This window comes from Sporomusaceae bacterium ACPt (genome assembly GCA_041428575.1).
In the GTDB taxonomy this organism is placed as follows: Bacteria; Bacillota; Negativicutes; order Sporomusales; family Sporomusaceae; genus Sporomusa_D; species Sporomusa_D carbonis.
The window spans coordinates 1,172,501-1,198,012 of record CP155570.1; the positions used below are offsets into that span (position 1 = coordinate 1,172,501).

General features: G+C 43.3%; 17 protein-coding genes, 8 tRNA genes, 1 rRNA gene and 2 pseudogenes (1 of these 28 running past the window's edge). 20 read left to right on the forward strand and 8 right to left on the reverse strand.

Going from position 1 to position 25,512, the window contains the following annotated elements:
• The 9 genes from SCACP_RS05860 to SCACP_RS05900 all read left to right on the forward strand — a co-directional run.
• Window positions 1-392 (forward strand): 23S ribosomal RNA (locus SCACP_RS05860); it begins 2,524 nt to the left of the window's first position.
• Window positions 393-614: 222 nt separating this feature from the next.
• A tRNA-Asn gene (locus SCACP_RS05865) sits at window positions 615-690 on the forward strand.
• 5 nt (window positions 691-695) lie between these two features.
• Window positions 696-771 (forward strand) — tRNA-Met (locus SCACP_RS05870).
• A 59-nt stretch (window positions 772-830) separates the two neighbouring features.
• Window positions 831-920 (forward strand) — tRNA-Ser (locus SCACP_RS05875).
• Between the two features lie 39 nt (window positions 921-959).
• Window positions 960-1,035 (forward strand) — tRNA-Asp (locus tag SCACP_RS05880).
• Window positions 1,036-1,134: 99 nt separating this feature from the next.
• Window positions 1,135-1,211: transfer RNA gene (locus SCACP_RS05885), tRNA-Arg, on the forward strand.
• A gap of 15 nt (window positions 1,212-1,226) precedes the next feature.
• A tRNA-Val gene (locus SCACP_RS05890) sits at window positions 1,227-1,303 on the forward strand.
• Window positions 1,304-1,308: 5 nt separating this feature from the next.
• A tRNA-Ile gene (locus SCACP_RS05895) sits at window positions 1,309-1,385 on the forward strand.
• Window positions 1,386-1,391: 6 nt separating this feature from the next.
• Window positions 1,392-1,477 (forward strand) — tRNA-Leu (locus SCACP_RS05900).
• 61 nt (window positions 1,478-1,538) lie between these two features.
• Here SCACP_RS05900 and SCACP_RS05905 read toward each other — a convergent pair.
• Together SCACP_RS05905 and SCACP_RS05910 are read right to left on the reverse strand one after the other, a co-directional pair.
• Entirely contained in the window at window positions 1,539-2,561 is a 1,023-nt protein-coding gene (locus SCACP_RS05905; protein ID WP_425060440.1) for a hypothetical protein, read from the reverse strand.
• Window positions 2,562-2,623: 62 nt separating this feature from the next.
• The gene (locus tag SCACP_RS05910) at window positions 2,624-3,829 is read right to left on the reverse strand and encodes an MFS transporter (RefSeq protein WP_425060441.1); all 1,206 of its coding nucleotides are present in this window, start codon (window positions 3,827-3,829) and stop codon (window positions 2,624-2,626) included.
• Window positions 3,830-4,113: 284 nt separating this feature from the next.
• On the opposite strand from SCACP_RS05910, the gene SCACP_RS05915 reads away from it, so the two are divergent.
• The 9 genes from SCACP_RS05915 to mutY all read left to right on the forward strand — a co-directional run bounded on the left by SCACP_RS05915 (window position 4,114) and on the right by mutY (window position 14,881).
• Window positions 4,114-4,785 (forward strand): hypothetical protein, encoded by a 672-nt coding sequence (locus SCACP_RS05915; RefSeq protein ID WP_425060442.1) that lies wholly within the window; start codon window positions 4,114-4,116, stop codon window positions 4,783-4,785.
• Window positions 4,782-5,219 (forward strand): NUDIX domain-containing protein, encoded by a 438-nt coding sequence (locus SCACP_RS05920; RefSeq protein WP_425060443.1) that lies wholly within the window; start codon window positions 4,782-4,784, stop codon window positions 5,217-5,219. The genes SCACP_RS05915 and SCACP_RS05920 overlap by 4 nt, the downstream gene beginning before the upstream one ends.
• 153 nt (window positions 5,220-5,372) lie before the next feature.
• Window positions 5,373-5,729, forward strand: coding sequence for a hypothetical protein (locus tag SCACP_RS05925; protein ID WP_425060444.1), 357 nt, complete (start codon window positions 5,373-5,375; stop codon window positions 5,727-5,729).
• A gap of 147 nt (window positions 5,730-5,876) precedes the next feature.
• Complete coding sequence (locus SCACP_RS05930) at window positions 5,877-8,540, forward strand: response regulator (protein ID WP_425060445.1); 2,664 nt, start codon at window positions 5,877-5,879, stop codon at window positions 8,538-8,540.
• Window positions 8,541-8,653: 113 nt separating this feature from the next.
• A complete protein-coding gene (locus SCACP_RS05935) occupies window positions 8,654-10,153 on the forward strand; it encodes a response regulator (RefSeq protein WP_425060446.1) in 1,500 nt (499 codons plus the stop codon).
• Between the two features lie 593 nt (window positions 10,154-10,746).
• Window positions 10,747-11,604, forward strand: coding sequence for a mechanosensitive ion channel family protein (locus tag SCACP_RS05940; protein ID WP_425060447.1), 858 nt, complete (start codon window positions 10,747-10,749; stop codon window positions 11,602-11,604).
• Window positions 11,605-11,802: 198 nt separating this feature from the next.
• Complete coding sequence (locus tag SCACP_RS05945) at window positions 11,803-12,105, forward strand: EutN/CcmL family microcompartment protein (RefSeq protein ID WP_425060448.1); 303 nt, start codon at window positions 11,803-11,805, stop codon at window positions 12,103-12,105.
• A gap of 205 nt (window positions 12,106-12,310) precedes the next feature.
• Window positions 12,311-13,621, forward strand: a complete 1,311-nt coding sequence (gene uraA, locus SCACP_RS05950; RefSeq protein WP_425061332.1) for a uracil permease — start codon at window positions 12,311-12,313, stop codon at window positions 13,619-13,621.
• Window positions 13,622-13,834: 213 nt separating this feature from the next.
• Window positions 13,835-14,881 carry an A/G-specific adenine glycosylase gene (mutY, locus tag SCACP_RS05955; protein ID WP_425060449.1) on the forward strand — a complete coding sequence of 349 codons (1,047 nt, stop codon included), beginning with the start codon at window positions 13,835-13,837 and terminating at the stop codon, window positions 14,879-14,881.
• Here mutY and SCACP_RS05960 read toward each other — a convergent pair.
• Complete coding sequence (locus tag SCACP_RS05960; RefSeq protein WP_425060450.1) at window positions 14,878-15,990, reverse strand: glycosyltransferase; 1,113 nt, start codon at window positions 15,988-15,990, stop codon at window positions 14,878-14,880. The genes mutY and SCACP_RS05960 overlap by 4 nt on opposite strands.
• Window positions 15,991-16,302: 312 nt before the next feature.
• Here SCACP_RS05960 and SCACP_RS05965 point away from each other — a divergent pair.
• Both SCACP_RS05965 and SCACP_RS05970 read left to right on the forward strand, forming a co-directional pair.
• Window positions 16,303-16,590: pseudogene (locus SCACP_RS05965) on the forward strand (DUF4277 domain-containing protein); the annotation flags it as partial.
• A 432-nt stretch (window positions 16,591-17,022) separates the two neighbouring features.
• Window positions 17,023-17,455 (forward strand): annotated as a pseudogene (locus tag SCACP_RS05970) (IS630 family transposase); the annotation flags it as partial.
• A gap of 160 nt (window positions 17,456-17,615) precedes the next feature.
• Here SCACP_RS05970 and SCACP_RS05975 read toward each other — a convergent pair.
• The 5 genes from SCACP_RS05975 to SCACP_RS05995 form a co-directional block, all read right to left on the reverse strand.
• On the reverse strand, window positions 17,616-19,376 hold the full coding sequence (locus SCACP_RS05975) for an IS1634 family transposase (protein ID WP_425060451.1): 1,761 nt from the start codon (window positions 19,374-19,376) through the stop codon (window positions 17,616-17,618).
• A gap of 367 nt (window positions 19,377-19,743) precedes the next feature.
• Complete coding sequence (locus tag SCACP_RS05980; RefSeq protein WP_425060452.1) at window positions 19,744-22,146, reverse strand: BclA C-terminal domain-containing protein; 2,403 nt, start codon at window positions 22,144-22,146, stop codon at window positions 19,744-19,746.
• Between the two features lie 433 nt (window positions 22,147-22,579).
• Window positions 22,580-23,365: an exosporium glycoprotein BclB-related protein gene (locus tag SCACP_RS05985; RefSeq protein ID WP_425060453.1), complete on the reverse strand. Its 786-nt coding sequence runs from the start codon at window positions 23,363-23,365 to the stop codon at window positions 22,580-22,582.
• Window positions 23,317-23,838 (reverse strand): hypothetical protein, encoded by a 522-nt coding sequence (locus SCACP_RS05990; protein ID WP_425060454.1) that lies wholly within the window; start codon window positions 23,836-23,838, stop codon window positions 23,317-23,319. Before SCACP_RS05990 ends, SCACP_RS05985 begins: the two co-directional genes overlap by 49 nt.
• Before the next feature lie 257 nt (window positions 23,839-24,095).
• Entirely contained in the window at window positions 24,096-24,833 is a 738-nt protein-coding gene (locus tag SCACP_RS05995) for a hypothetical protein (RefSeq protein WP_425060455.1), read from the reverse strand.
• Window positions 24,834-25,512 lie beyond the last annotated feature (679 nt).

The following is a 25,512-nucleotide window of genomic DNA, read 5'->3' on the forward strand; positions in this document are numbered from 1 at the left end:
TCGGCTCATCACATCCTGGGGCTGAAGTAGGTCCCAAGGGTTGGGCTGTTCGCCCATTAAAGTGGTACGTGAGCTGGGTTCAGAACGTCGTGAGACAGTTCGGTCCCTATCCATCGCGGGCGCAAGAGACTTGAAGGGAACTGCTCCTAGTACGAGAGGACCGGAGTGGACGGACCAATGGTGTACCAGTTATTCCGCCAGGAGTACAGCTGGGTAGCTACGTCCGGAAAGGATAAACGCTGAAAGCATCTAAGCGTGAAACCAGCCTTAAGATGAGGTCTGTCATTCGAAAGAAGTAAGGCCCCTTACAGATGATAAGGTAGATAGGCCAGGTGTGTAAGTGGAGCAATCCATTGAGCTGACTGGTACTAATCGGCCGAGGACTTGACTTAAACAAGCGAGCCAAAAGTTTGAGAGCGAAAGCGATAAGCAGAGAGCCCAAGAAGGCGAGCCGAGAGGCGAAGGCGGATTGGTGCGAATCGCTTAGTTCCGAGCGTTAGCGAGGAACATCCTATATTGCGCAGTCTTTCTTCTGTGACAGTTTTGAGGGAATGTATCCGGGAAACGCGGTTTTCGAACTTGCGAACCTCGAACACACGAACTCACGAATATATTCCTCGATAGCTCAGTTGGTAGAGCAATCGGCTGTTAACCGATCGGTCGTAGGTTCGAGTCCTACTCGAGGAGCCAATCATCGCGGGATGGAGCAGTTGGCAGCTCGTCGGGCTCATAACCCGAAGGTCGCAGGTTCAAGTCCTGCTCCCGCAACCATGTATTTAAATGCCAAACGAGACTCGCTTGGCATTTCTAATCTGGTTACTCAGCAAATTGGAGTGGTACTCAAGTGGCTGAAGAGGATGGTTTGCTAAATCGTTAGGGGGGCAACCCCCGCCAGGGTTCAAATCCCTGCCACTCCGCCAAATGCAAGGCTGACGGCCCAGCAGAAACGTTATAGACACGGCCCGGTGGTGTAGTGGTTAACATGCCGCCCTGTCACGGCGGAGATCGAGGGTTCAAGTCCCTTCCGGGTCGCCATAAGCAAACCAAGATCTCACAAGCCAATAGATGAATTAAGAACCTGGGTAAGTTATCAGCTTTAAGCAGTACGGAAGAACATCATTGTACAAATTTATTGAGTCCGTAGCTCAGCTGGATAGAGCATTTGACTACGAATCAAAAGGTCGCAGGTTCGAATCCTGCCGGGCTCGCCATTTAAATCTTTTTCTGGGATTATAGCTCAGTTGGTTAGAGCGCTACGTTGACATCGTAGAGGTCACTGGTTCGAATCCAGTTAATCCCACCAGTAAAGGATCTATAGCTCAGTTTGGTAGAGCATCCGGCTCATAACCGGCGGGTCCTAGGTTCAAATCCTAGTAGATCCACCATATTAAGCGGTCGTGGCGGAACGGCAGACGCGCTAGCCTCAGGAGCTAGTGAGGGCAACCTCGTGGTGGTTCAAATCCACTCGACCGCACCATTTAATAATGATATAGGCTAAGCAAACCCCGCATATTTTGCGGGGTTTTGTCTTGGGTAGATCAACCGTGCTCTAGTTTGCTTTGAATTATTTCTAACAATTCAATGGCTCGTTTTGTCCAGGAATTATCCCGGGCCATATTGATTCTAGCATCCCGGTTCATTTTTGCAGCACCAGGTAAAAATCCCGGAAACATTTCCTCAGATATAGGAATTACGCTTTCTACCGGGATTTCGGGTAGCTTGGTACTTAATATTTGTTTACCACTGGCAAGATATTCCCAAAACTTGATAGGATTAACTCCCTGTGTCATTGGCGTCAGTTTAAAGGGTATGAGGCAATAATTAAAATTACTCATATATCGCGGCAAATCGGCATAGTTCATTGGACCTAAGTAGTGCATGTTTTTACTGGCTAAGCTTATGCCATTCTGCAATATGAGCGGTCCGATAAATACAAACTCAAAATTTGTCAGATAATGAGCCATTACGTTTATCAGGCTCCAATCCAACCATGGCGCGATTGCCCCGATATAGCCGATAACCGGCTTGCTTGTACTAAATGGTTTGCAATGAATCGGCTGCTGAACTTGGGCAGCTTGAAAATGTGTATAGTCGCAGGCGTTGGGCAGTAAATGAACTTCGCTTCTGGCATAATGTTGAGCCCTATTAGCAAGGAAGTTGGCAGAAGCTGTTATGATGTCTGCCAGTTCAACTGCTTTGGAATAATAAGGAAGCCAGCTTGCAAATTCATTGGAAGGCTCATCTACTGAGTCGAACAAAACAATATCGGGTTTTGTTTCTTGCACTTGTTTAATGTGTGGCGGGTAGGTAAAATAGGCTACTAAAGGGGTGCAAGGATAGATGGTTCTGGCCCATTCTACAGCTTCCCTGAAACTTCTGGTATTGGCAAGCACAAGATTGTCACTTAGGTAATAGAATTTGCTTGAATAATATTTGTGCACATTGGGGTTGCAAAACACACATGCACAGCCAAGCTGAGACAAAGCCTTTAGTAATTGCTGAGGGCGCTGGTATAAATAGTCCCATTCAATTGTGGGGGGATAGATGATAATCGGCTTCATTTACAACATCACCCAAGACATTATATGTAGGAGCAATGAAGAAAGGCAACAATTAGACGCTTTTACGGATCGCTGATTTGCGGTTCATTTACCCGCCAACATACCCATATCGATACTAGTGCAAACAATACGGCGGTGCACCAAAAAACAGCTGGTATACCAGAGCTTAAAGCAATAGCGCTACCGCTTAAAGGTCCGACAACATTACCCATCTGTGCTGCCCCGGTTGTAATGCCGTAAGCAACGCCGCGTTTTTCCGAGGGGATTAGATATGTGATAATGGTATTGGATGTTGGGAGCATGGTCCCGAGGCATAAGCCGCTTAGCCCGCGCAGTATCCCCAAAGAAGTAACACTGGTGGCCAGTGCCTGGGCAGCAAAGAAAAAAGCTCCAATCGCCGATGCTGCCACTAATATATTCCGGTTCTTAAAGCGCTTGACGAGCTGGCCAATACTGGCTGATGCCAGAGCACTTGTAATGCCAGCGACGGCAATGATAGCTCCGCAAATACTCGCAATATAGTTTGAATCTGGCGCCATGTTTTGGATGTACAAAGGCATCACCGGTGCAATAATTTGTATCGCAAATTGTATTACAAACTGGACAAAAAGCATGCTTTTTAAACCAGGGATTGCCAGTACTTGTTTGATATCATGCCTTACTGACGGCTTGGCTGCTTGGGGAACAGGAGTAAAATGTTCAGATACGGCAAAATGAATAATTATCAGTGAAGTTAGGCAGAGGACACCAAAGACGATAAAGGTCTGGCGGTAACCTACGTGATCGGCCGCTAAACCGCCGAACATCGGTCCCACGGCACTGCCGGCAATCATGGCTGTCTGAAAGATACCCATGGTAAAGCCTATTTCCTCATCAGGGGTAACACTTGCTACCAATGCCAGCGCCGAGGCAGTAAAACCCCCGAATATTCCCTGGACTATCCTTAAGGCCAACAACTGATATACATTTGTCACAAAAGACATGCATATCATTACCGTTCCAAACATTAGCATAACCCGTTCAACCATGGGCTTCCGGCCATTTTGATCAGCAATTGATCCCCAGTAAGGATTAGCAATTGCCGCAAAAAAAGAAGCAACGCCCATTAGAATTCCAGACCACATTTCAGTTTCTTCCAGACTGGAAACACCAAGATGTGGTATATACAAGGGTAAAAATGAAACTACACCGGTAATAGCTCCCATTCCAATTAATTGGGCGAACCACATTACTGCAAGATTTCTTTTCCATTCAGGCAATTTTAGCACACTATACCTTCTTCACTTTGTATTCAAATATGACAATGTTAATTATAACAATTACTTCAGGCAAAAGCACAGCGAGTATTAATTTTAATTTTAGGCATAACTGTAAGTTTTTATAACCTAAGCCGTAATTACTGTTGATGAGGGATTTATTCACGAAACTTTTTTTATTTACAAAATTACATTAAATATTTACTAATTATGTATAATTAAGGAAATATGTTGTATAATATAATAACTAAATAAAGGGCGGGGACAAGTTAAAAATGGGATAATACGGGGGTATTATGGTGAATAATGAAGAAGTAAACATCCTTAAAACCGTAGCCGACGATTTAAAATATTTAGTTAATGAATGGGACCAGGAAATTGATGATAGTTCCTTAAGTCGCTGCAGTGCCGTGCTGAGGAGATTGTTAGTGGAAGATGGTTTTGCCAAGGCTTGGAATGCGATGGGGCTAAATAAACAACCCAAAGTACGTACATATAACTATGAAGAATTAATGTTAGACGGTGAATCAGTAGATAAAATTACCCTGGCAATAGCCGGTGGAGCTAAGTATAGAGGTTCGATAATTCACGGCTTCAGGGTTTTAAATTACGCAAAAGAGAATGATGGAGCCAATAAAGCGGAAAAGCAGCTGCCTTCTACCCTGACAATGTCACTTTCGCAATACATTAACTCTATATGTATTATTATTGATGGTGCCAGTATTACTAGAGGAGAATTAATCAGGTACTTATCTGACAAGCTGGACGGTGAATGCGCTGTTACTGACCCGTGCGCGGAAAATGGTAATGATAATAAATTCTGCAAGCTGGATCAATTTTTCAATAATTTAAGTAGTACGGATAAGTGCGGACTTTATTATGAACTGTTATGTACCGGCCAATGTCTTGCTAAAACCAGAGATACCGCCAAGCTTATAAAACGGGCAAAAGAGCTGCAACTGGCATGAAGTTTGTTGTTCACGTTAGCACCTTAATAGAAAGAAACGGTAAAATTCTATTGGTCCGGGAGAAAAAGCCTATTGCGTACGGGAAATATAATTTGCCTGGTGGACATCTTGAGCTTGGCGAGGATATTTTAGCAGGTGCGAGACGTGAGGTGTGTGAGGAAGTAGGCTTTGATGTTGAACTAAAAGGGTTTATTGGTGTATATGAAGGTGCCAGTGATAACCACTATATTAATTTTGCATTTTATGCTCAGGCAACAGAAAATGTAGTTGCAATACCCCAAGAAGGTGAAATATTGAGTTGTCATTGGCTATCAATTGATGAATTTAATGCATTAGATGAGCATTTGTTTCGAAATGCCAAACGCATTAGGCTTATCGTTGAAGGTTTTGCGCAAGGTCAGGTATATCCGGTTGATTTGTTTCACAGAATATGACATTGTAAACAATTAGTGTAACAGGAATTTACCAAAAAATTCTCTGTTACACTAATTTTTTTGTTTTCACTTGGCAGATAATTTAGTATTTATATACTATAATAAATAAAGAAAGTTATTTTCTTGTGAATATCCTGACAGGAGTTGATGGGTATGACACTGGAAGAAATAACAGAAAAAGCGCGCACATATGCCCGCGAATACTGGGACATGGATTTAGATGCGCTAATTGTAATCAATCCACAGTTTTCACAAATCTTAGGCAGGGTATTTCTATCAGAAAACGGTTACCGGATAGAGTTTTGTACAGGATTTGTTATGGGTGAATATTCCGACATAGCTGTTGAAAAAATTATAAAACATGAACTCTGTCATTGGGCGTTAATGAAAAAAGGACTTCCTTATTATGACGGAAATCCGTTTTTCGAAGCTGAGTTGGAGAGGATTGGCGCAGGTAGCTGGACCAATCCTTACAGTTCAAACTGCATCCGTAATTTCATTTATTCTTAGACTGAAAATTACGCTGGATTTAATAAATGGTAGTTTAGGCAGTTTTCCCAGTCTCACAAGAAGCTATCTAAATTATAGATAGTTTCTTTTTTTTATAAATACTGTGTATATTATTTGCAAAATAGGTTTGGAGGAAGGATTTGTAAAATGATTAAAGAAAATATGAAAGCAGGGGGGGAAGCAATGAAAATTAAGACCAAATTAATTTTCAGTTTTAGTATGGCAACTGCCGTTATGATTGTGCTCCTTGGCGTAGGTATATATGTACTTGAAAAATTAGATGAAAATGTGAATGATATAGTTAGTGACCGTTACATTAAAATTAAGCTAATAAGGGATATCCGGTTTGATAGTCATCAAATGGACCGTAATACTAAAGGCATGCTGCGAATTCATAATCGGGACGATCTCCTACAGGAGATTTCTCAACTTGAAGAAGAACGTTCGACTGTCGAGAGTGTTATGGTTGAACTGGAAAAACTCAGTATGGGAGAGCGAGCTCAAAATGATTTTGTTACTCTAAAAACTGACTATAACCGCTATATTGATAAGCAAAATAAAATTATCCAGTTGTTGCTGGCCGATGACTACGAAGCTGCTGCTCATCTTTATGAGGAAAATACCGATAATTTGCAAAAATTGATGACAACGATTAGTGATAGTGTTTCGACATATGAAAAAAGTATGGATCAGGCGTTTGCAAACTCTGATTATCTTTACAGTCTTAGTGTTAAAATTATGTTTTCTATGGTAGTAGTAGGAGCCTTGATACTGTCGTGTATTGCCTGGTGGGTGATTAAAGAAATATCAAATAGTCTGTCAAAGATTATAGATGGACTAGCTGGTGTAACTTACGGCTCAACAGTATTACCGCGTATTGAACTTAAAACCCGGGACGAGTTTGGCGAAATAGCTACTGCGTTTAACACGATGACCAGGCAGCTTGAAGAACACGCTGCCAGAGAATTAGAGAATGACTGGCTAAAAACTAAGTTCAGCGAGGTTACTACTCTGTATCAGGGAGTAGAGGACCTCCAGACATTAGGGCAGATATTTATTAGCAATGTTGCTCCTATTGTAGGGGCCAACCTGGGACTTTTTTACTTCAAAGAGGAGTGTGAAACCGGGCCTTGTTTAAAATTGCTTGCTAGTTATGCCTATCGAGGAATTTGTTCCGGTAAAGACAGTATTCAAATTGGGGAGGGATTAGTTGGTCAATGTGCTGCTGATAATAAGATAATATTGCTCACACAAGTGCCCAGTGATTATACAAAAATAGAGTCGGGGTTAGGTGAAGCTACTCCGCTTAGTTTAATACTGCTACCGGTAGCCTTTGAGGGAAATGTTATGGCTGTTATTGAACTTGCTTCTTTTGAGGACTTTAGTGATAGCAAACGGCAATTGCTTACCCGGTTAACAGAAAACCTGGGAGTTACTCTGCAAAGTATTGCTGGACGGATGCGCATAGAGGACCTTCTCAAAAAGGCACAGCTTTTGACAGAGGAACTACAGACCCAGGCTGAAGAGCTGACCAGTACAAATGAACAGCTGGCCGAGCAATATAGGCAATCAGAGCAAAAAACTATTGAACTAGAGGAAATTAGCGCTGAACTCGAAGAAAATGCCAGGCAACTTGCTGCAAGTTCAAATTATAAATCCCAATTTCTGGCTAATATGTCCCATGAATTGCGTACACCTTTGAATAGTATGTTAATCCTTGCCAAGATGCTTACCGATAATGCCGACAATAATTTGACACCTAAGCAAATAGAGTTTGCGCAAACGATTTATTCAGCCGGTTGTGACTTACTACACCTTATAAATGAGATACTGGACTTATCAAAAATCGAACACGGTAAAATGGAGGTCAATATTAGCGAAGTATTTTTGGATAAGATTGTTAGGAATGTTAAACAGAATTTTATTCCTGTAGCTGCTCAAAAAAGATTAGATCTTATCATTAAGGTTGATAACGATGTGCCGCCAGTCGTCTATACTGATGAGCAGCGTCTAAATCAAATACTTAGTAATCTTCTTTCTAATGCCTTTAAGTTTACAACCCATGGCAGCGTAACCCTACATATTAACTGTATAGAAAAGGAGATGATATTTTCCGTTATTGATACGGGAGTCGGTATACCTCAAGATAAGATGGACTTTATATTTGGCGCTTTTCAACAGGCTGACGGAACAACCAGCCGCAACTATGGGGGTACCGGCTTGGGTTTGGCAATCAGTAAGGGGATAGCAGCTTTACTCGGGGGCCAAATAGTTGTAGATAGTAAGATTGGGCAAGGTAGTACATTTTCCCTGTATTTACCATTGCGAGGACCTAGCGACATAAACACGCAAAATTCATTAAAAAATTTTAATGAGCGGAGAATGGTACCAGAGGTTGCTGCTGTATTAAAGTTGCCTTCGGATACTGAAACGCTATTTCAGGGCAAGACAGTTTTATTAGTAGATGATGATATGAGAAATGCTTTTTCACTGACAACTGTTTTAGAAAGTTATCAAATGAAGGTACTTTATGCTGAAAATGGGAGGGAGGCGATAGATACACTAATACAAAATCCGGATATTGATATAATTTTTATGGATATCATGATGCCTGAAATGGATGGCTATGAGGCCATGCGCCGTATCCGTGAAATACCTAAATTTAATGATATTCCGATAATTGCTTTAACGGCAAAGGCAATGAAAGATGACAACGCTAAATGTATAGCTGCTGGAGCGACAGATTATATTACCAAGCCTGTGGACTTAGAAAAACTCTTTGCTATGATTCGGTTAAGACTTTGCACATGATCTCAGACTGTTACCAATAATGCGCACATTATACAGAAAGTCGATCTAACCAACGGAAACATTGAAAGAATCAGTACTTTTATTCATTCTACGATAGAGAGAAGGGAACTATTATGTTTCATAAGGTAAAGATATTAGCCGTTGATGATCGCCCGGAAAATTTATTAGCATTGCGAGCTGTACTTAATAACCCTGCATATGAAATACTTGAAGCTTGTTCAGGGGAAGAAGCGTTAAAATTGTTACTAAAGAATGATGTTGCCCTTATTTTATTAGATGTGCAAATGGCGGGCCTAAATGGATTTGATACAGCCAGGCTTATTAGGCAGCGTCACAAAAACGAACATATTCCAATAATTTTCATATCGGCTATTCATAAGGCAAGTGAACACATTCTGGAGGGGTATTCTGCCGGGGCGGTTGATTATATCTTTAAACCTTTCCAACCGGAAACGCTAAGGCGCAAAGTAGAAGTTTTTATCAATCTGTATCAAGAAGAAATGGAAATACGTCAACAGCGGGACTGTATGGAAGCTTTGGCAAAAAAGAATACTACAAAGCTTGGTGAGCTCAACTCAGAATTAATAAAATCAAATGAACAAATTGTGAGTATTCTAGAAAGCATTTCTGATGCATTCTACGCAGTAGATCCAGACTGGCGATTTTCCTATGTTAACAAGGAAGCTGAAAAAGAGATCGGTAAAACAAGACAAGAGTTAATAGGTAAGCGAATGTGGGAAGCGTGGCCGCTAACAATTAAACTATTTGAACGGTTCAGGCAAGCAGTGGACTTTAAACAAGCCATGCATTTTGAGACAATTGATGAAAAATGTGGTAAGTGGTACGAAATACATATTTATCCTTCAGAAATGGGGCTGTCTGTATATTTTCGTAATATCAGCGAACGTATTAAATATGAAAAAGATATGGCTCGTCTTGATCGTTTGAATCTTACGAAGGAAGTTGCGGCTGGTATAGCCCATGAAATACGGAACCCGTTAACTAAAGTACGAGGATTCCTGCAACTATTTATTAATAAAGCCCATGTGCCTTCTGAGGAGCAACTGATTGCCATGATCGATGAGATCGATCGGGCGAATGCAATTATAGCCGAGTTCCTCGGTTTGGCAAAAAATCGTCGATCCTGTTTAAAAATAATGAATTTAAGTGATATTGTCAGGGCGCTGTATCCGTTGATTCAGGCAGAAGCACATTTGACCAATAATATTGTTAACATCAATCTTGAGGAAAATTTAATGTTATTACTTGATGAAAAGGAAATACGGCAACTGATTTTAAATATGGCTCTCAACGGCCTGGATGCCATGGCTAAAGGTGGGAAACTGACAATTAGTACTTATCGTGAGGGAACAGATATAATACTTTCTATTGCTGATGAGGGCGATGGTATTAAAGATGAAGTTATGGATAAGATTGGAACGCCGTTTTTTACTACCAAAGATAACGGGACAGGCCTCGGACTAGCAATATGCTACAGCGTAGCCGCTCGTCACAATGCTAAAATTGAGATCAATACCGGTACCAACGGTACAGTATTTATTGTTCGTTTTGCCTGTGAGACCGAGGAACAATTATCTCAGGATGCGCAATAGTTTTGGCAGGTGAGAGGGAGACGGGATTTCAATGGCCCCGATTACCGCACATATTATTGCTGATTACATTGCAAAAGTATAACGTGTAGATTATAGAGGACTTGACTCTGCGGCGATTTTTAAAAAAAGATGTAGAAAACATAGTAAACAGCCGGCCTATTGTTTTTCGGGCCGGTTTTATTATATGAGTACATAATTCATGTGGCTTTGGAGTTCCATAGTAGATGGATTGTGTTGAAAAAGGTTTAGAGCAAGGTATCAGACGTACTGGAAACAGAAAAACTATATAGTATCCAATAAAGATTTACAGGCGTGTTGTTAGTATAAGCGTAAGTCAAGCGCCAGCGGTGGAGCGTTACTAACAACACGCCTAGAAAAAAATCTTTATTGGATTTCATATAGTTTCAATAATCAAATGCTGAACGCAACAAGGAGAGTAAGTATTGCATATATTGGTCTGGTGTAAATTTATTCTGTTTTCCACAATAGTCGTGTTATTGAGCATAGCGTCAGGAGTACTTCTTAACCGTTTACTGTGCTCCAGAGTCAAAAAAGACGATAATTGCGAAGGACTTATTAGAACTTTTCAGGGAATGCCGGTTATCTGGACTACATTAATCGGTATGAATGTAGTAATAGAATATACACCTTTAGATGATGGCGTAAACCTCCCCTTAAAAAACTTTATGATAGCTTTACTGCTTTTGTCTATGACAATAGTAGTAGCCCGAACGACAGCCGGCCTTGTTAGACACTATACGAGGAAGCGGGAGGCTATTTTTCCGGCCAGTTCTATCCTGATTAATACCGCCGAAGCTATTATCTATGCTATAGGTTTTTTAATAATACTCCAATTTATGGGTATTTCAATTACTCCTATTTTAACGGCCTTAGGCGTAGGCGGTTTGGCGGTCGCTTTAGCATTGCAGGATACACTTTCAAACCTGTTTTCGGGATTACATATCCTTATCTCAAACCAGATTGGTATTGGTGATTACGTTAAGCTTAACACCGGGGAAGAAGGATATGTCGACGATATTTCGTGGCGGATTACAAAAATAAAAACGCTGGCTAATAACACTATTATTGTACCTAATTCGAAAGTTGCATCTTCAATTATAACCAATTATCATGTACCTGCAGAGGAAATGGCAATATTAATTCCAATAGGCGTCAGTTACGGTAGTGACCTTGAAAAAGTCGAAGCAATAACACTGGAAGTAGCAAATCAAGTCTTACGCGAATTTAGCGACGGAGTAACCGGATGTAGGCCGTTAGTGTTGTTTCACTCTTTAGGTCATCACAGTATTAATTTCAACGTCATTTTGCAGTCTCACAATTTTATCAGTCAGTTTAGGCTAAAGCATACATTTATAAAAGAAGTATATAAACGGTACCGGGAGGAAGGAATAGAAATTCCCGTATATCCGGTTGTGATAAAAGAAGATTAGGTTCATGGGCTTATGGCATAACATCCACATACATTTCAGCCTCAGCAATAATACACTATCATATCACAAAAAAGTACGTAGGAAATAGTCTGATTTAATCTAAAACTCTATATATACTAAGTTCAAAGCTAGTAAACAATCACCTTGGAAATGTATATACGGACATTTCCTTAGACTATTTAGCGGGAGAGGATTTTTATGTGGCTTGGTAAAGTTGTTGGAACTGTTGTTGCACCGACAAAAAATGATACATTAATTGGCTGCAAACTGTTGATCGTTCAGCCGTTAAATCTGGACGGTATGAATACCATTAGTCTGCAAGTTGCTGTCGACACTGTCGGGGCGGGGAACGGTGAAACAGTGCTGGTTTTAACCGGGAGTTCAGCCCGTCGTATAATGAAAAATGCTGACAGCGCAGTTGATGCCGCAATCGTTGGAATTGTGGAAAATATAGAGCTGGACGGTATTTCGAAAGCTCAATATTGGGTGCATAAAGGTTGATGAGTTGGGAATGTTCTAATTGTATTAACTGGTGCCAATTGACAAAATGGCAGTAATTTAATATAATAGCTACAAATAACCTTTAAGGCGGTCCAGAGAGGCCGGCAAGGTACGCAATACCGTCTGTTTGTGTGCGACTTTGTGGCCTCTCGCTTATGCGAGAGGCTTTTATTGTGTACCAGGGTAATATTAAGGAGGATTAATGATGTCCAGACGGATTATCCAGGTTGAAGATAAGCTGCCACTTCTCCAAACCATTCCCCTCAGCTTACAGCACTTGTTTGCGATGTTTGGCGCGACAGTGCTGGTTCCCTTTTTGTTTAAGGTGAACCCTGCAACATCACTATTGATGAATGGTATTGGCACGCTAATTTACCTTTTCTTGTGCAAGGGGAAACTCCCCGCTTATCTTGGTTCCAGTTTTGCATTTATCTCCCCCGTGTTTGTCATACTGTCGCAATATAGTTACGCGGCGGCGCAAGGCGGCTTTATCGTTTTCGGTCTGTTCTTTATACTGATGGCGTTGATTGTTAAAGCGGTAGGCGTTAAATGGATTGATGTCGTTTTCCCACCGGCTGCAATGGGAGCCATTGTAGCCGTTATTGGCCTGGAACTTGCACCGGCAGCAACCAATATGGCCGGTTGGACAGGCGATATGATGAAACAGTTGAACATTCCCCTTGACAAGGCCTTAATCGTATCAGTATTCACCTTTGTTGTCACTGTTTTGGGTTCAGTATTGTTCCGCGGTTTCCTGGCGGTAATTCCGGTGCTTATCGGGGTGGTGTCAGGCTATATTCTGTCCCTTGCCGTCGGGATTGTTGATCTAAGCAGTGTAGCCGCAGCTCCTTGGTTTGAGGTTCCTACCTTATATACTCCTGAATTTAATGTAAGTGCAATTATTATTATCCTGCCAGCCATGCTGGTAGTATTGGCCGAACATATCGGCCACCTGGTTGTTACGGGTAATATCGTAGAGAGGGACTTGATTAAGGAACCAGGATTGCACCGGTCACTGTTTGCTGACGGTATTTCCAATGTATTATCCGGTTTTGCAGGCGCCACCCCCAATACCACCTATGGGGAAAACATTGGTGTCATGGCTATTACCAAAGTTTATAGCGTCTGGGTTATTGGTGGTGCAGCAACACTTGCTATCGCGCTCTCCTTCGTAGGAAAACTTGCAGCGCTTATCCGCAGCATTCCGGTGCCGGTAATGGGCGGTGTATGTGTCCTGCTGTTCGGAGTAATTGCGGCCGCCGGTATTCGCATGCTTGTTGAGAAAAAGGTCGACTATACCCAGGCCAAGAACCTTGTTCTTACGTCTTCGGTGCTGGTATTAGGTCTGAGTGGCGCAGTTGTAAAAATTGGCGCAGTCGAGCTCAAAGGCATGGCGCTTGGCACCGTTGTTTCGATACTGATTAGCCTTATCTTCGAAGTTTTCGACAAAATGGGTCTGCTGTCCGGCCAAGCTGAAGCTCATGATAAGACAGTAGCGCAGCAAGCTAAACTATAGTGTGACTTTTATGGGTAATAGGTAATGGTTGGTATACGTATATAAAATAGAAACGCCACTTGCAGTGGCGTTTCTATTTTATGTGCCTTTCCTAATTAAGAAAAAAGTGTGATATACTAATGATACGTATCTTTACCGATATAGAAAAATGGAATATTTATCTCTTGCGGCTTTAGAAAATTGCCTGCCGAGAAGTGAAGGAAAGGGGCCACTATGACGCTGGCGGCGCAACTGCTTGACTGGTACTATAGAAATGCCAGGGATCTACCCTGGCGTAAAGATAAGGATGTTTATAAGGTTTGGGTTTCTGAAATTATGCTTCAACAAACACGGGTAGAAGTTGTAAAAGATTATTATGAGCGGTGGATGGAACGTTTTCCGACGATGGAGGTTCTGGCTCAGGCATCAGAGCAAGAAGTATTACAATATTGGCAGGGGTTGGGCTATTATTCCCGAGCACGTCACTTACTCTCAGGAGTGAGGGAAGTGTGTGCAGCTTATGGTGGAAAAGTTCCGGAAGACGAACATATGATACGAAAGTTGCCTGGCGTTGGGGAGTATACAGCCGGAGCTATTTCCAGTATTGCTTACAACCGACGAACTCCGGCGATTGACGGCAATGTCCTGCGAATTTTCAGCCGGCTCTTCTGCCTGGACGGGGATATCGCAAAACAGTCAATCAAACGTGAAGTTTACCGTTTGCTTCAAAAGCATATGCCTGGCGATTGTCCGGGTGATTTTAATCAGGCGTTGATGGATTTGGGAGCTATGGTATGTATCCCCCGGCGGCCCCGCTGTTTACAATGCCCGTTAACCCGCTTTTGTGAAGCTTATGCGCGAGAAATTCAGGACACGCTGCCGGTGCGGGCGCCCAAAAAGGAACCGGTGATGGTAATATTGGCCGCCGGAGTAATAGTGCGGGACGGACGGTATCTGGTGCGACAGCGGCCAGCAAGCGGGCTTTTGGCCGGTATGTGGGAATTTCCTACCGTAGAAATTATTGAGGGCCAGGTAGTGACTGAGCAGTTACAAATTCTGTTGCGAAGTGAGTTTCATCAGGAAGTGATTGTTGGGGAACAGATTGCTAACTATAAGTATAAATTTAGTCATCGTACCTGGGATATTACCTTTTATATGTGTGGTTGGATAGCCGGTAACGATTTATCAGTTGAGGAGTGCTGGATGAGTCCGGCAGAAATAAACAATATACCATGGGCCGGGCCTCACCGCAAAGCGGCCCTTGCTTTAACAAGCAGTTAACTGATTTCTTGCTCTAACATGCTCTTTAAGTAATTCCGGTTGTGGTGAATCCGGGGATCGTCCGGAATATATTTCGCCGCCATTTCATTGTGCTCATTTGCCAGTTTATATTGACCAACGCGGGAGTAACATACACAAAGTTGGAGATGTGGCAGCCAGGTCCAACAGCTAAAATTAACTAATCCCCAGGCCTCAGCCGGTCTTTCCAGCTGGGTTGCTAATTTATACCAAAAAATTGCCTGGTTAAGCTGATTGTTGTTTAAGTGGTAAAAACCAAGACGGCAGCAGCATTCCGCTCGTGGTACATCATACCGAAAAGAGAGATAGATGTATTTTAGTTGGTTTTCAATATCATTAAGATTGTAAAAACAGTCAGCTAGTTTATTACAGGCGGCGATGTTGTCTTCAACCCAGCCCTGTTTTGTATCTAAAAACCGTTGGTAATATTCAATTGCCCGGTTATATAGCTGGTGGTCTTTTAATTCATTGGCAAAATAATATAAATCGCGGGGTGAAAACTGCTCTCCTTTTTTTTGGCGTTGTTCATATATGGCAAGATTTCGGTTACTATCATGGCTTAAGGGTTGGTGCGTAACGGCTATAGCACTATTTAGGAATTTTCCGTGAACTTCCAAGTACTCATGTACGGCTCCTATCCAGCGATAGTTTTTGCTTCGCCGAACAAGGCGGTTTCTCCGAAGCTGAGAAGTAACTTTACCATGTTGGTCACAGGCCAAATTGTAAAGCATACTGACAACGTCATTTTCAGGACTGAGGGTTAATTTTAAGCTTAGTAAATTTTCCCGGTCTTCAGGTAAAAAAACATCATCGGCGTCCAGCCACAGAATGTATTCCTGAGTTGCGTGACTAAAGGCATAATTACGGGCAGCGGCAAAATCGTTGATCCATTCAAAATCGTATATTTTATCAGTAAACTTACTGACGATTTCTTTCGTATTATCAGTCGAGCCTGTATCTACTATGATAATTTCATCAGCGATGCCTTCTACTGAACGCAAACACCGCTCAATTGTTGCTTCCTCATTTTTTACTATCATGCATAGACTGATGGTTATTGCTGATTGGGCACTGCCCCCAGTCTCTGTCATATTTCTACCTCCTTGTATGAAGATGTATATCAGTAATAACATATTCAGAGAAGTTCGTACTTGTTACCACGAAAAACAGATCCCAGCCTATAGAGCGGAACCTGTTTTTACTTTCTTGCATGTCAATATCATTCCTTTTTCGCATCCAGCTGATCAAGTTAATAGAAAATAATAATTATTACCCAAGAAAATGGTTCCTGCGATTTTTATCGAATACTTCCGTAGATGAAATTTGGGAGGTATTTGATAATGCTGTTACCGGAAGCTGCGACCAATCAGTCACAAGAACTACGGACTCCTGTAGCCATGGCCATGGCGTTACAGTATGCAAAAAAACTTGATTTTGTGGAAACCATCAACCGTAGTGCGGCTTGGGATGAAAAACAGTGTAACCTAAGTCCTGGTCAACTAGCTCTAAGTATTGTGCTCAGTACCTTTGCGGATGTTCGCTCTCCGTTGTACCATATCAAAAATAATTTTGCCCATATGGATACAGCCTTTTTGTTTGGCCCAGGCGTTACCGGCGACGATTTCACCGATGATGCTCTGGCTCGCACATTGGATAAAATATATGCGGCTGGAAGCAGTCGTTTGTTTAGTAAAATTGCGCTGAATGGGTATAAGGTAAAAGACGATGCCTTACACGCGTGTTATGAGGGGCAGGAATTTCAAGAAACGATCCAAATCGTGGATGCTGAAAAAAATACGCATGCACTTACGGTTCGCTTATTTGTGTACCGTAGCAATGAGAATACACTGCGTATAGAAAAACGCTTAAAGAAAGAGGAAGAGCGGCTGCAGGCTGATAAAGCGGTTTTAGAGAAGAAAGTGTTTGCGTGTGCAGAAGATGCAGAAAGCGCGGCGCGGGAATTTGCCGGCGCAAAACACCGTAACTTGATCGATATTGAAACCACGGTATGCTCAAAAACGACGGAAACTCTGGGGCGAGGACGGATTGGTAAAAATCCGGGACCTGCAAAAACGAAAACGCTATGGTACGTCCGCGTTCGCATTATAGGCCCGAATGAAAAGCGAGTTCGTCCGACGTATGGCAAATATCGAGGAGTCAATTGATAGGCGTTTTAGACTATGAGAGCGGAGAAGTATTTTACATTCACGCCACACAATACGATGCGGAAGTATTTTTGGAATTTTTGAAGCAAGCGCTAAAAAAATATCCAGAGCAGAAGATCCTTATGATTTTAGATAATGCGAAAATCCACCATGCTAAATTCATTCAACCCTTCCTGCAGGAACACAAGGATACACTGGAGTTGCTATTTTTACCGCCATACAGCCCTAATCTTAACCCGATTGAAGGGTTTGGGGATGGTTGAAACAAACCTGTGTGTACAATGTCTTTTATAAATCGGTGAGTGAAATAGCTCAAGCAGTACAAGAATTCTTTAATGAGATTAACCGTAACCCGTTACAAACGGTAGACCGCCTTTGTATGAGAGTTTGATTTGATCATGTTTTTAGTTCTTTAATGCATTATATATCTCATCTTTGACAGTGCCCCAGTAATATCAAGGGTTTGTGGGCACAAGTTTGCACTACACGTGTTTTAGCCCCGCCAAATTAGCGGGGCTTGGAAGGAATCTATTAAACTGTCGTCGTGGTAACTAGTCAATATACATGGCTTTTGAGGGTAGTGGAATCCCGATGGCCGCAAGCGCCTGCTGCGCAATCGGTTTTGGCCGGGGTACGCTGAGAAATTTCTTGCCCAGAAATTCCGCCTTCAGCACGTTCCAACGCGCAAGGTCCTTTAAAATTTGCTCGCCCGTATACCATCGGTCATCCAATTCGGCTTGCATAGTCATCCGTTCTTTCTCTTCGGTAATCCGCGAGATCCGTTGCGCTTCCTGCTCCAGTGTCCGGCGGTACAACACCTGAATTTCCTGTTCGAATAGGTATGCCAATACGCATACAAAAATATGGCCGCGCACTCGTTTTTCATTCCAATGGTACAAAGGGCCAACATCCAGAAAGTTCTTGATCTCCCGAAAAGCCCTCTCCACGTTCATCAGAGTTTTGTAGGAAAGTACAACATCCTGTGCAGGCAAGGCCGTATTGGTTTTGATCACAAATTTTCCGTCGCGTAACTTCTCTTTTGCTAATGCGGCTTGATCATGCTTGAAAGTCAGGTTCTGTCCGTCGAAGTCAACTTCAAAGAATGCCTGTACACCTTTTTTCGTTAAAATTTCACCGACTTTAACCATAAGATTCTTCGAGTTTGGCTTTCTTCCACGTTGCGGTGTTGCTAAGCGTTTTTGCATATAAGCCAGCGCCTGTTCCGCTTCTTCGATGGCCGAAGCCCGGAAAGCTTCATCTTGAATAGCCTTTACGGGATTGTAACACAAAATATAGCGTGAATCCGTATCTCTTGCGTCGTCCTCAACCTGGGCGGATGACGCCTCCAGATAATAGAGATTGTCCTTGATCTTGGCGTAGCCATCAATGTTTGCATATGTTTCTAACAAAGCGTCGCTGACTATCCGGCCACGTTTGTGGTAGCCAACTATATAGGGGTATCCGGCCTCTGCCAGCAGTGCTAAATTCTCATCAGTGACCATCCCGCGGTCGCCCACAAAGACGCACTGTTCAACCGCAAACTCTTGTTTTAACCGCTTTAGAATGTCCTTGACAGTCTGTTTATCCGGGGTTTTGCCAGCAAATACTTCGTGGGTAATCGGAATACCGTCAGGAGTTACCAGCAAGCCTAGTTCAACCTGCTTTAAATCCGGGCGATGCGTGCGGGAGTATCCGTACTCCGCGATTGGGCAGTGATGCCCTGTCAAATGTGTGCTGGTCATATCATAAAGCACTAAAGATAAACGGAAATTAAGCAAATGTGTAAGCTGGCTGTATAAATGACGCTCCAGTTCCGGTTTAATGTCCATGAGATAATCCAGAGCGCGGTAGAAATGTTGTAGCTGCCACTCGTGGGGTGCGTCCGGCAAATACATGTCCTCGATAGTTTTGAACAATTGAAACTTGCTGGAGGGATCGACCAGGCGATTAATCACCATCGCCTGCACGTAACCGGCTACGTCGAATGTAACGCCGCGATCCTTAAGGGCGTTAGAGATAGCCCCAGTCAAGCCCAATTGATCCCACAAAAATTGAACCACGTAAGGAACCCCAAACTGGAGGCAGTTACCGGGTTCCAAATCCTCAATAGAACCAGTAACACGGTTTTGTAGGAGCGACTCAAGCTTATAAATAAGCTGTTCTATTTCCTTATCAGAATACGCGTCAATGTTGCCAAGGCTTGCAATACGACGCTTTTTAACGGACTTACCTTCCCGGTATGACTCAACAATATGAAGATATCTGTAGGTTTTACCATCCGACTTTTTTGTGGATACAATTTGAGCAAACAAGAGACTCACCGCCCCAACATTTATCACCTACAATTATATCACGAAATTTCCGGAAGATAAAGATATCTATGGCGAAAATTCCAAAATAGTTTGACCTACACTTTTTGAGAAATTTCTGCAATAGCAAAGCCCGAAACCCGCGAAAATAGCGGATTCCGGGCTCGGGAAACATGAAAAAACGATCGTTAACTGTCAAAGATGAGATATATATAATTAGAATTTGTATGAGTCGTATATCTGTAACAGTTTGTATAAAGATGAAATTTGCCTGCTATAACGGTTCCTTTGCTAAAGAATGAGAGCAAAAACTAATTTAAATGTCAAGGTTGTATTGTAGTATCATTGTTAATGATGGGATAACGAAGCGTTATATCTGACTTATAGTTATTTGGGCGCCAATGCCAGGACTAGTTCTTAAAATAAACGGTACTGTACCTACATTACGCAAAGTTATTTGATCACCAGAGTTCAGAAAAAGAATTGCATGACTGTAAAGCAAGCCTGTAGGGGTAACTGATGATATTTCTGTGGAGGGATCAACGGTTCCGTTAATTGCTATGGCTATAGTCGCTGCAGCTGTAAAGTTTAAGGATATACTGTATTCAATCAGGTAATTGCCTGTAGCTGCGATAATAAGAGTAGTAGGGGTAGGATGCGTAATGTTTAATAACGGTCCAGTAGAATTGAAAGGAACATCTGCGCCGGCAGCAACAATAATAGCAGTACTGGAAAGGTTATATACATAGGCGAAATCAACACCTGCGCCAGTAGGTCCGGTAGCGCCGGTAACGCCAGTAGCACCAGTAGGCCCCGTGTCGCCTGTTACTCCGGTAGCGCCGGTAGGTCCAGTGTTGCCTGTTACTCCGGTAGCGCCGGTAGGTCCAGTGTTGCCTGTTACTCCAGTAGCGCCGGTAGGTCCGGTATCACCAGTAGGTCCAGTAGCGCCAGTAGGTCCCGTATCGCCGGTTGCCCCTGTAGCACCAGTAGGCCCCGTGTCGCCTGTTACTCCGGTAGCGCCGGTAGGTCCAGTGTTGCCTGTTACTCCGGTAGCGCCGGTAGGTCCAGTAGCGCCGGTTGTCCCTGTAGCACCGGTAGGTCCAGTATCACCAGTAGCTCCGGTAGGTCCAGTATCACCAGTAGCTCCGGTAGGTCCAGTATCACCAGTAGCGCCTGTAGCACCAGTAGCTCCAGTAGCACCAGTAGCTCCAGTAGCGCCTGTAGCACCAGTAGCTCCAGTAGCACCAGTAGCTCCAGTAGCGCCGGTAGCACCAGTAGGTCCGGTAGCACCAGTAGCTCCAGTAGCGCCTGTAGCACCAGTATCGCCGGTTGCACCTGTAGCGCCGGTAGCACCAGTAGGTCCAGTAGGTCCGGTAGGTCCAGTATCACCAGTAGCGCCTGTAGCACCAGTAGGTCCAGTAGCACCAGTAGCTCCAGTAGCGCCGGTAGCTCCAGTAGGTCCGGTAGCTCCAGTAGGTCCGGTATCACCAGTAGCTCCAGTAGCACCAGTAGCTCCAGTAGCACCAGTAGGTCCAGTAGCACCAGTAGCTCCAGTATCGCCGGTTGCACCTGTAGCGCCGGTAGCACCAGTAGGTCCAGTAGGTCCGGTAGGTCCAGTATCACCAGTAGCGCCTGTAGCACCAGTAGGTCCAGTAGCACCAGTAGCTCCAGTATCGCCGGTTGCACCTGTAGCGCCGGTAGGTCCAGTAGCGCCAGTAGCGCCGGTAGCACCAGTAGGTCCGGTAGGTCCAGTAGCTCCAGTATCGCCGGTTGCACCTGTAGCGCCGGTAGGTCCAGTAGCGCCAGTAGCGCCGGTAGCACCAGTAGGTCCGGTAGGTCCAGTATCACCAGTAGCGCCTGTAGCACCAGTAGCGCCGGTAGGTCCAGTAGCTCCAGTAGCGCCGGTAGCACCAGTAGGTCCGGTAGGTCCGGTATCACCAGTAGCTCCAGTAGCGCCTGTAGCACCAGTATCACCAGTAGCTCCAGTAGCGCCGGTAGCACCAGTATCACCAGTAGCTCCAGTAGCGCCGGTAGCACCAGTAGGTCCAGTATCACCAGTAGCTCCAGTAGCTCCAGTAGCGCCGGTAGCACCAGTAGGTCCAGTATCACCAGTAGCTCCAGTAGCTCCAGTAGCGCCGGTAGCACCAGTAGGTCCGGTAGGTCCGGTATCACCAGTAGCTCCAGTAGCGCCTGTAGCACCAGTATCACCAGTAGCTCCAGTAGCGCCGGTAGCACCAGTAGGTCCAGTATCACCAGTAGCTCCAGTAGCGCCTGTAGCTCCAGTAGCTCCAGTAGCGCCGGTAGCACCAGTAGGTCCGGTAGGTCCGGTATCACCAGTAGCTCCAGTAGCACCAGTAGGTCCAGTATCACCAGTAGCTCCAGTAGCTCCAGTAGCACCAGTAGCGCCAGTAGCGCCGGTAGCACCGGTAGGTCCAGTATCACCAGTAGCGCCTGTAGCTCCAGTAGCTCCAGTAGCACCAGTAGCTCCAGTAGCACCAGTAGCTCCAGTAGCGCCTGTAGCACCAGTAGCTCCAGTGGCGCCGGTAGGTCCGGTATCACCAGTAGCGCCGGTAGCACCAGTAGGTCCAGTATCACCAGTAGCTCCAGTAGGTCCGGTAGGTCCAGTAGTTCCGGTTTCACCAGTAGGCCCTGATTGTCTTAGAAGTTGGTCAAAGGGAATATCATCGTAGCCAATTGCACCCATAATACTATCTTTTGCATACTTTTTTGAATTCCCAGGTATGTTCACATCAAAATCTTCTGACTGATTCATGATGACCTCCTCCGATGTGGAATTAAATGGTTTTATAGTATTATATGATGCTTTATGTCAATTGCTAACTTTTTAAGTCAATTAATTCAACGTATCAAGAAAAAAAGTCATGTGCAATATAAACAATAAATATATCACTAACTTGAGATAAGTCAGAACCCCAAATTTAAAACAGTTCATTAAGTACGAGCTCTTTGAAATAAGCTAGCAATTAGTGATTTTACTCCGTAATGCAAATGGAAAGCGAAAGGGACTGACCCTATGAACCGGGCCAGTCCCTTTATAAATAAATCTGGTTATATTAATCTATGGTCTTTTCGTTTTAATTTATTACAAAGAATCTAATTTTATACGTCACCGAAATAGTAGGTTTTAATTAGGTTGCTAAATCAGAAACGATGTTCCTTGATTTTAGTTATTGAACTATTTTTTATTAAGTGATTGTAAGGCCTGCACTACCATAACCTACAACAACAGTAGCAATATCAATACCTGCTGTTACTGCTACAGAGAATACCATCAATAAACGAGTTTCCTGAGTTACCGGTATTGCCAGTCCTGTAGTGATGCCATTACTAATCGTACCTAGAGGAAGCATACCTGTGAGGGATGGGCTTAATGTTACAGTTGCACCTGGAACTGGAGAAAAGACGTTGTTAGGTGTGGTTGAGCTATATAATTGCGCTGTAATCGTGACAGTTGAGCCTACAAGAGGCAATGCCAGTGCAGTGCTAAAATATGCAGCTATTGACGTAATGGTTCCATTACGTGGAGCGGAAAATGCAAAATTGAGAAGCGCGCCTGTACCCGTACCTGTGATGTCTATGGTTCCCCCAACGAGAGTGATACCGTCAGTAGAACTCCCAAATCCAATGAGACCTAAAGTATTAGCTGTTCCACCTAAAACAGTAGTCAGTGTAATAGGAGTACCTGATGCAAATGGAATTATAGCACCAGCCCCAGTAGGCCCAGTAGGTCCTGTGTCGCCAGTTGCGCCCGTAGCACCCGTAGGTCCGGTAGCGCCTGTAGCACCGGTAGCTCCTAAAGCACCGGCTGCGCCAGTAGGCCCTGTGTCACCGGTAGATCCCGTAGGTCCGGTAGGTCCGGTATCGCCCGTAGCGCCGGTAGGCCCGGTAGGTCCGATAGGCCAAATAGGTCCGATGACGCATTCTATACACTTATGGTCTTTGTATTTGTTATCAAAGGCCTTGCTAGGCACAAAAGCTCCGAAAGGTCCGAAAGGTCCAAAAGGCCCGAAAGGTCCAAACGTTCCAAAGTTCTCTTCACATTTTTCCTGATGAGGCTGAGCGGGATAATAATAATGCTCGTGACAAGGGTAATAAGAGTGTTCGTGGCAATGAGGTTTCTCAGGGTAATAAGAGTGTTCGTGGCAATGAGGTTTCTCAGGGTAATAAGAGTGTTCGTGGCAATGAGGTTTCTCAGGGTAATAAGAGTGTTCGTGACAATGAGGTTTCTCGGGGTAATAAGAGTGTTCAGGACAATAAGGCTTTTCAGGATAATAAGGTTGTTCAGGACAATGAGGTTTATGGGGGCAAGGGTGTTCATGGCATTTGTCAGGATAATCAGGTTTATCGTTTTTATTAGGTTTATTATGTTTGTAACTTTGCTTAGACTGATAATAGCGGCAATAGTGACGATGACGACAACGGTAACAACGTCGTTTTTTACCACTATTGTCTTTTACGTCAGATGTAATTTCATTAAGTTCCTCTGGCTGATCCATAGTATCCTCCTTCCATGTTCAATTTAGTAAGGTCATAATATACTATGAGACTCTACGTATAAAGGTAACCATCCGTAGTTTCCAAAAATCATTTTATGTTGTGTCCGGAACGGGTATCAAATAACAAATCCGAAGAACTGGCCAATTAGCTAAGGTTAGTTCTTCGGATTATTTAACGGTGTTCGGTGAATTATTTCGAACTCATTTATAAAGAAAAATTTTTGTGAATATATGAGCCGAATTTGTAAGTAACACGAAAATAGCAGTGATTACGCATCCAAGCATCTACTCTTTTTTCGAATAATTCCCCTCCATACTGGGGATAACGTTGTGATGCTTCATTATATTCATTGTATATCTGAGCTTTAAAATCTTTAACTGCAATCAGATAACATTGATCCGAGAATCCATAACCAATATAGAAATTTTCATTTTCCGCGAAAGACTCATTTTTGGCCTCATTATATAATCCATTCCAAACGGGATTGGCTACTTTTATTTTTGGATTGTTCTCCAACATTTGTAGTGATGGTTTAATCCAATTGAGTGGGTGCTCTAGGATAGAATCACTGGAAAAATGAAGAAGATAAGGTGTTTTGCATAAATAGATTCCCACTAACTCCTGTATCGAATAGTAATAACCGCCACGGAACTCTTCTTTTTTAATATTAAAAAAGTCTAAAGCTTGTTTACTATGGTCTTCAACAACAATATAGGAAGTAAGGATCCCCTGATTGACTAATCGTTCTGCATATTTACATACTTCTTTTAAATCGATAACGTTATTAATATATAAGATGCGTTCCTCGAAAGGGTAATTGTTATATTGGAGTGCGTGCTCAAGACGAGAGGTTTTTAATAGTATCTCCCAATCTTTTTCATAGCATTTGGTCTCGAAAGTCACACTGTATTCCATAGGTTTTCTCACCGCCTCATTAATCATTAACAAAGTATCATTCTTTATTAGTAACAGAAAAAATCGGCTATCTTTTAGTGGATAATATGGTTCACACTGAGCCATCGTTCCGGCATGTGAGAGCCACTTCTACGGTTTACTGAGACACCGTTGTTAACCCAATCTAATTGCAGCTAGTCATGATGGATTTTTCCCTGCGCTATACGAATTGTATCTCCTTCCGCCATTCAGTCAAGGGTACGCTACGCCTCGCGTGCCGCTCGCCCTGGACAGAAAGCTTCAGGAGATGTAGCATCGCTAACAGGGAAAAATCCGTTAAATTACCGGGAATAGCATGATGGCTCTTGCTCCAATATCATGGCTCATTTTTCGCCGGATAACTGGCTCACTTTAAAACGCAATGGCGGCTCTGCCGCGCCGAAATATGCATTTTAGTGAGAATAATGGCCGTTTAATATTTTACAAATCACATTTATTATGTGTCTTTTTAAATTTGCAGGTGAATACGTGTATTACATTCCCAGCATTGGTGAGTAGGGGAGTTAAGAGGAGAAAAAAACAAATACACAATACCATTGCATTATTAAAGTATGCAGTCGCTGGCACAATTGTTTCAGGCATAACCTCTAAAACTTATTAGGTGTTGTTTCACAGATCGTAATGTTGATCAGCTGGAGATGAGTTCTTCTGCTCTCATAGCTAAGAA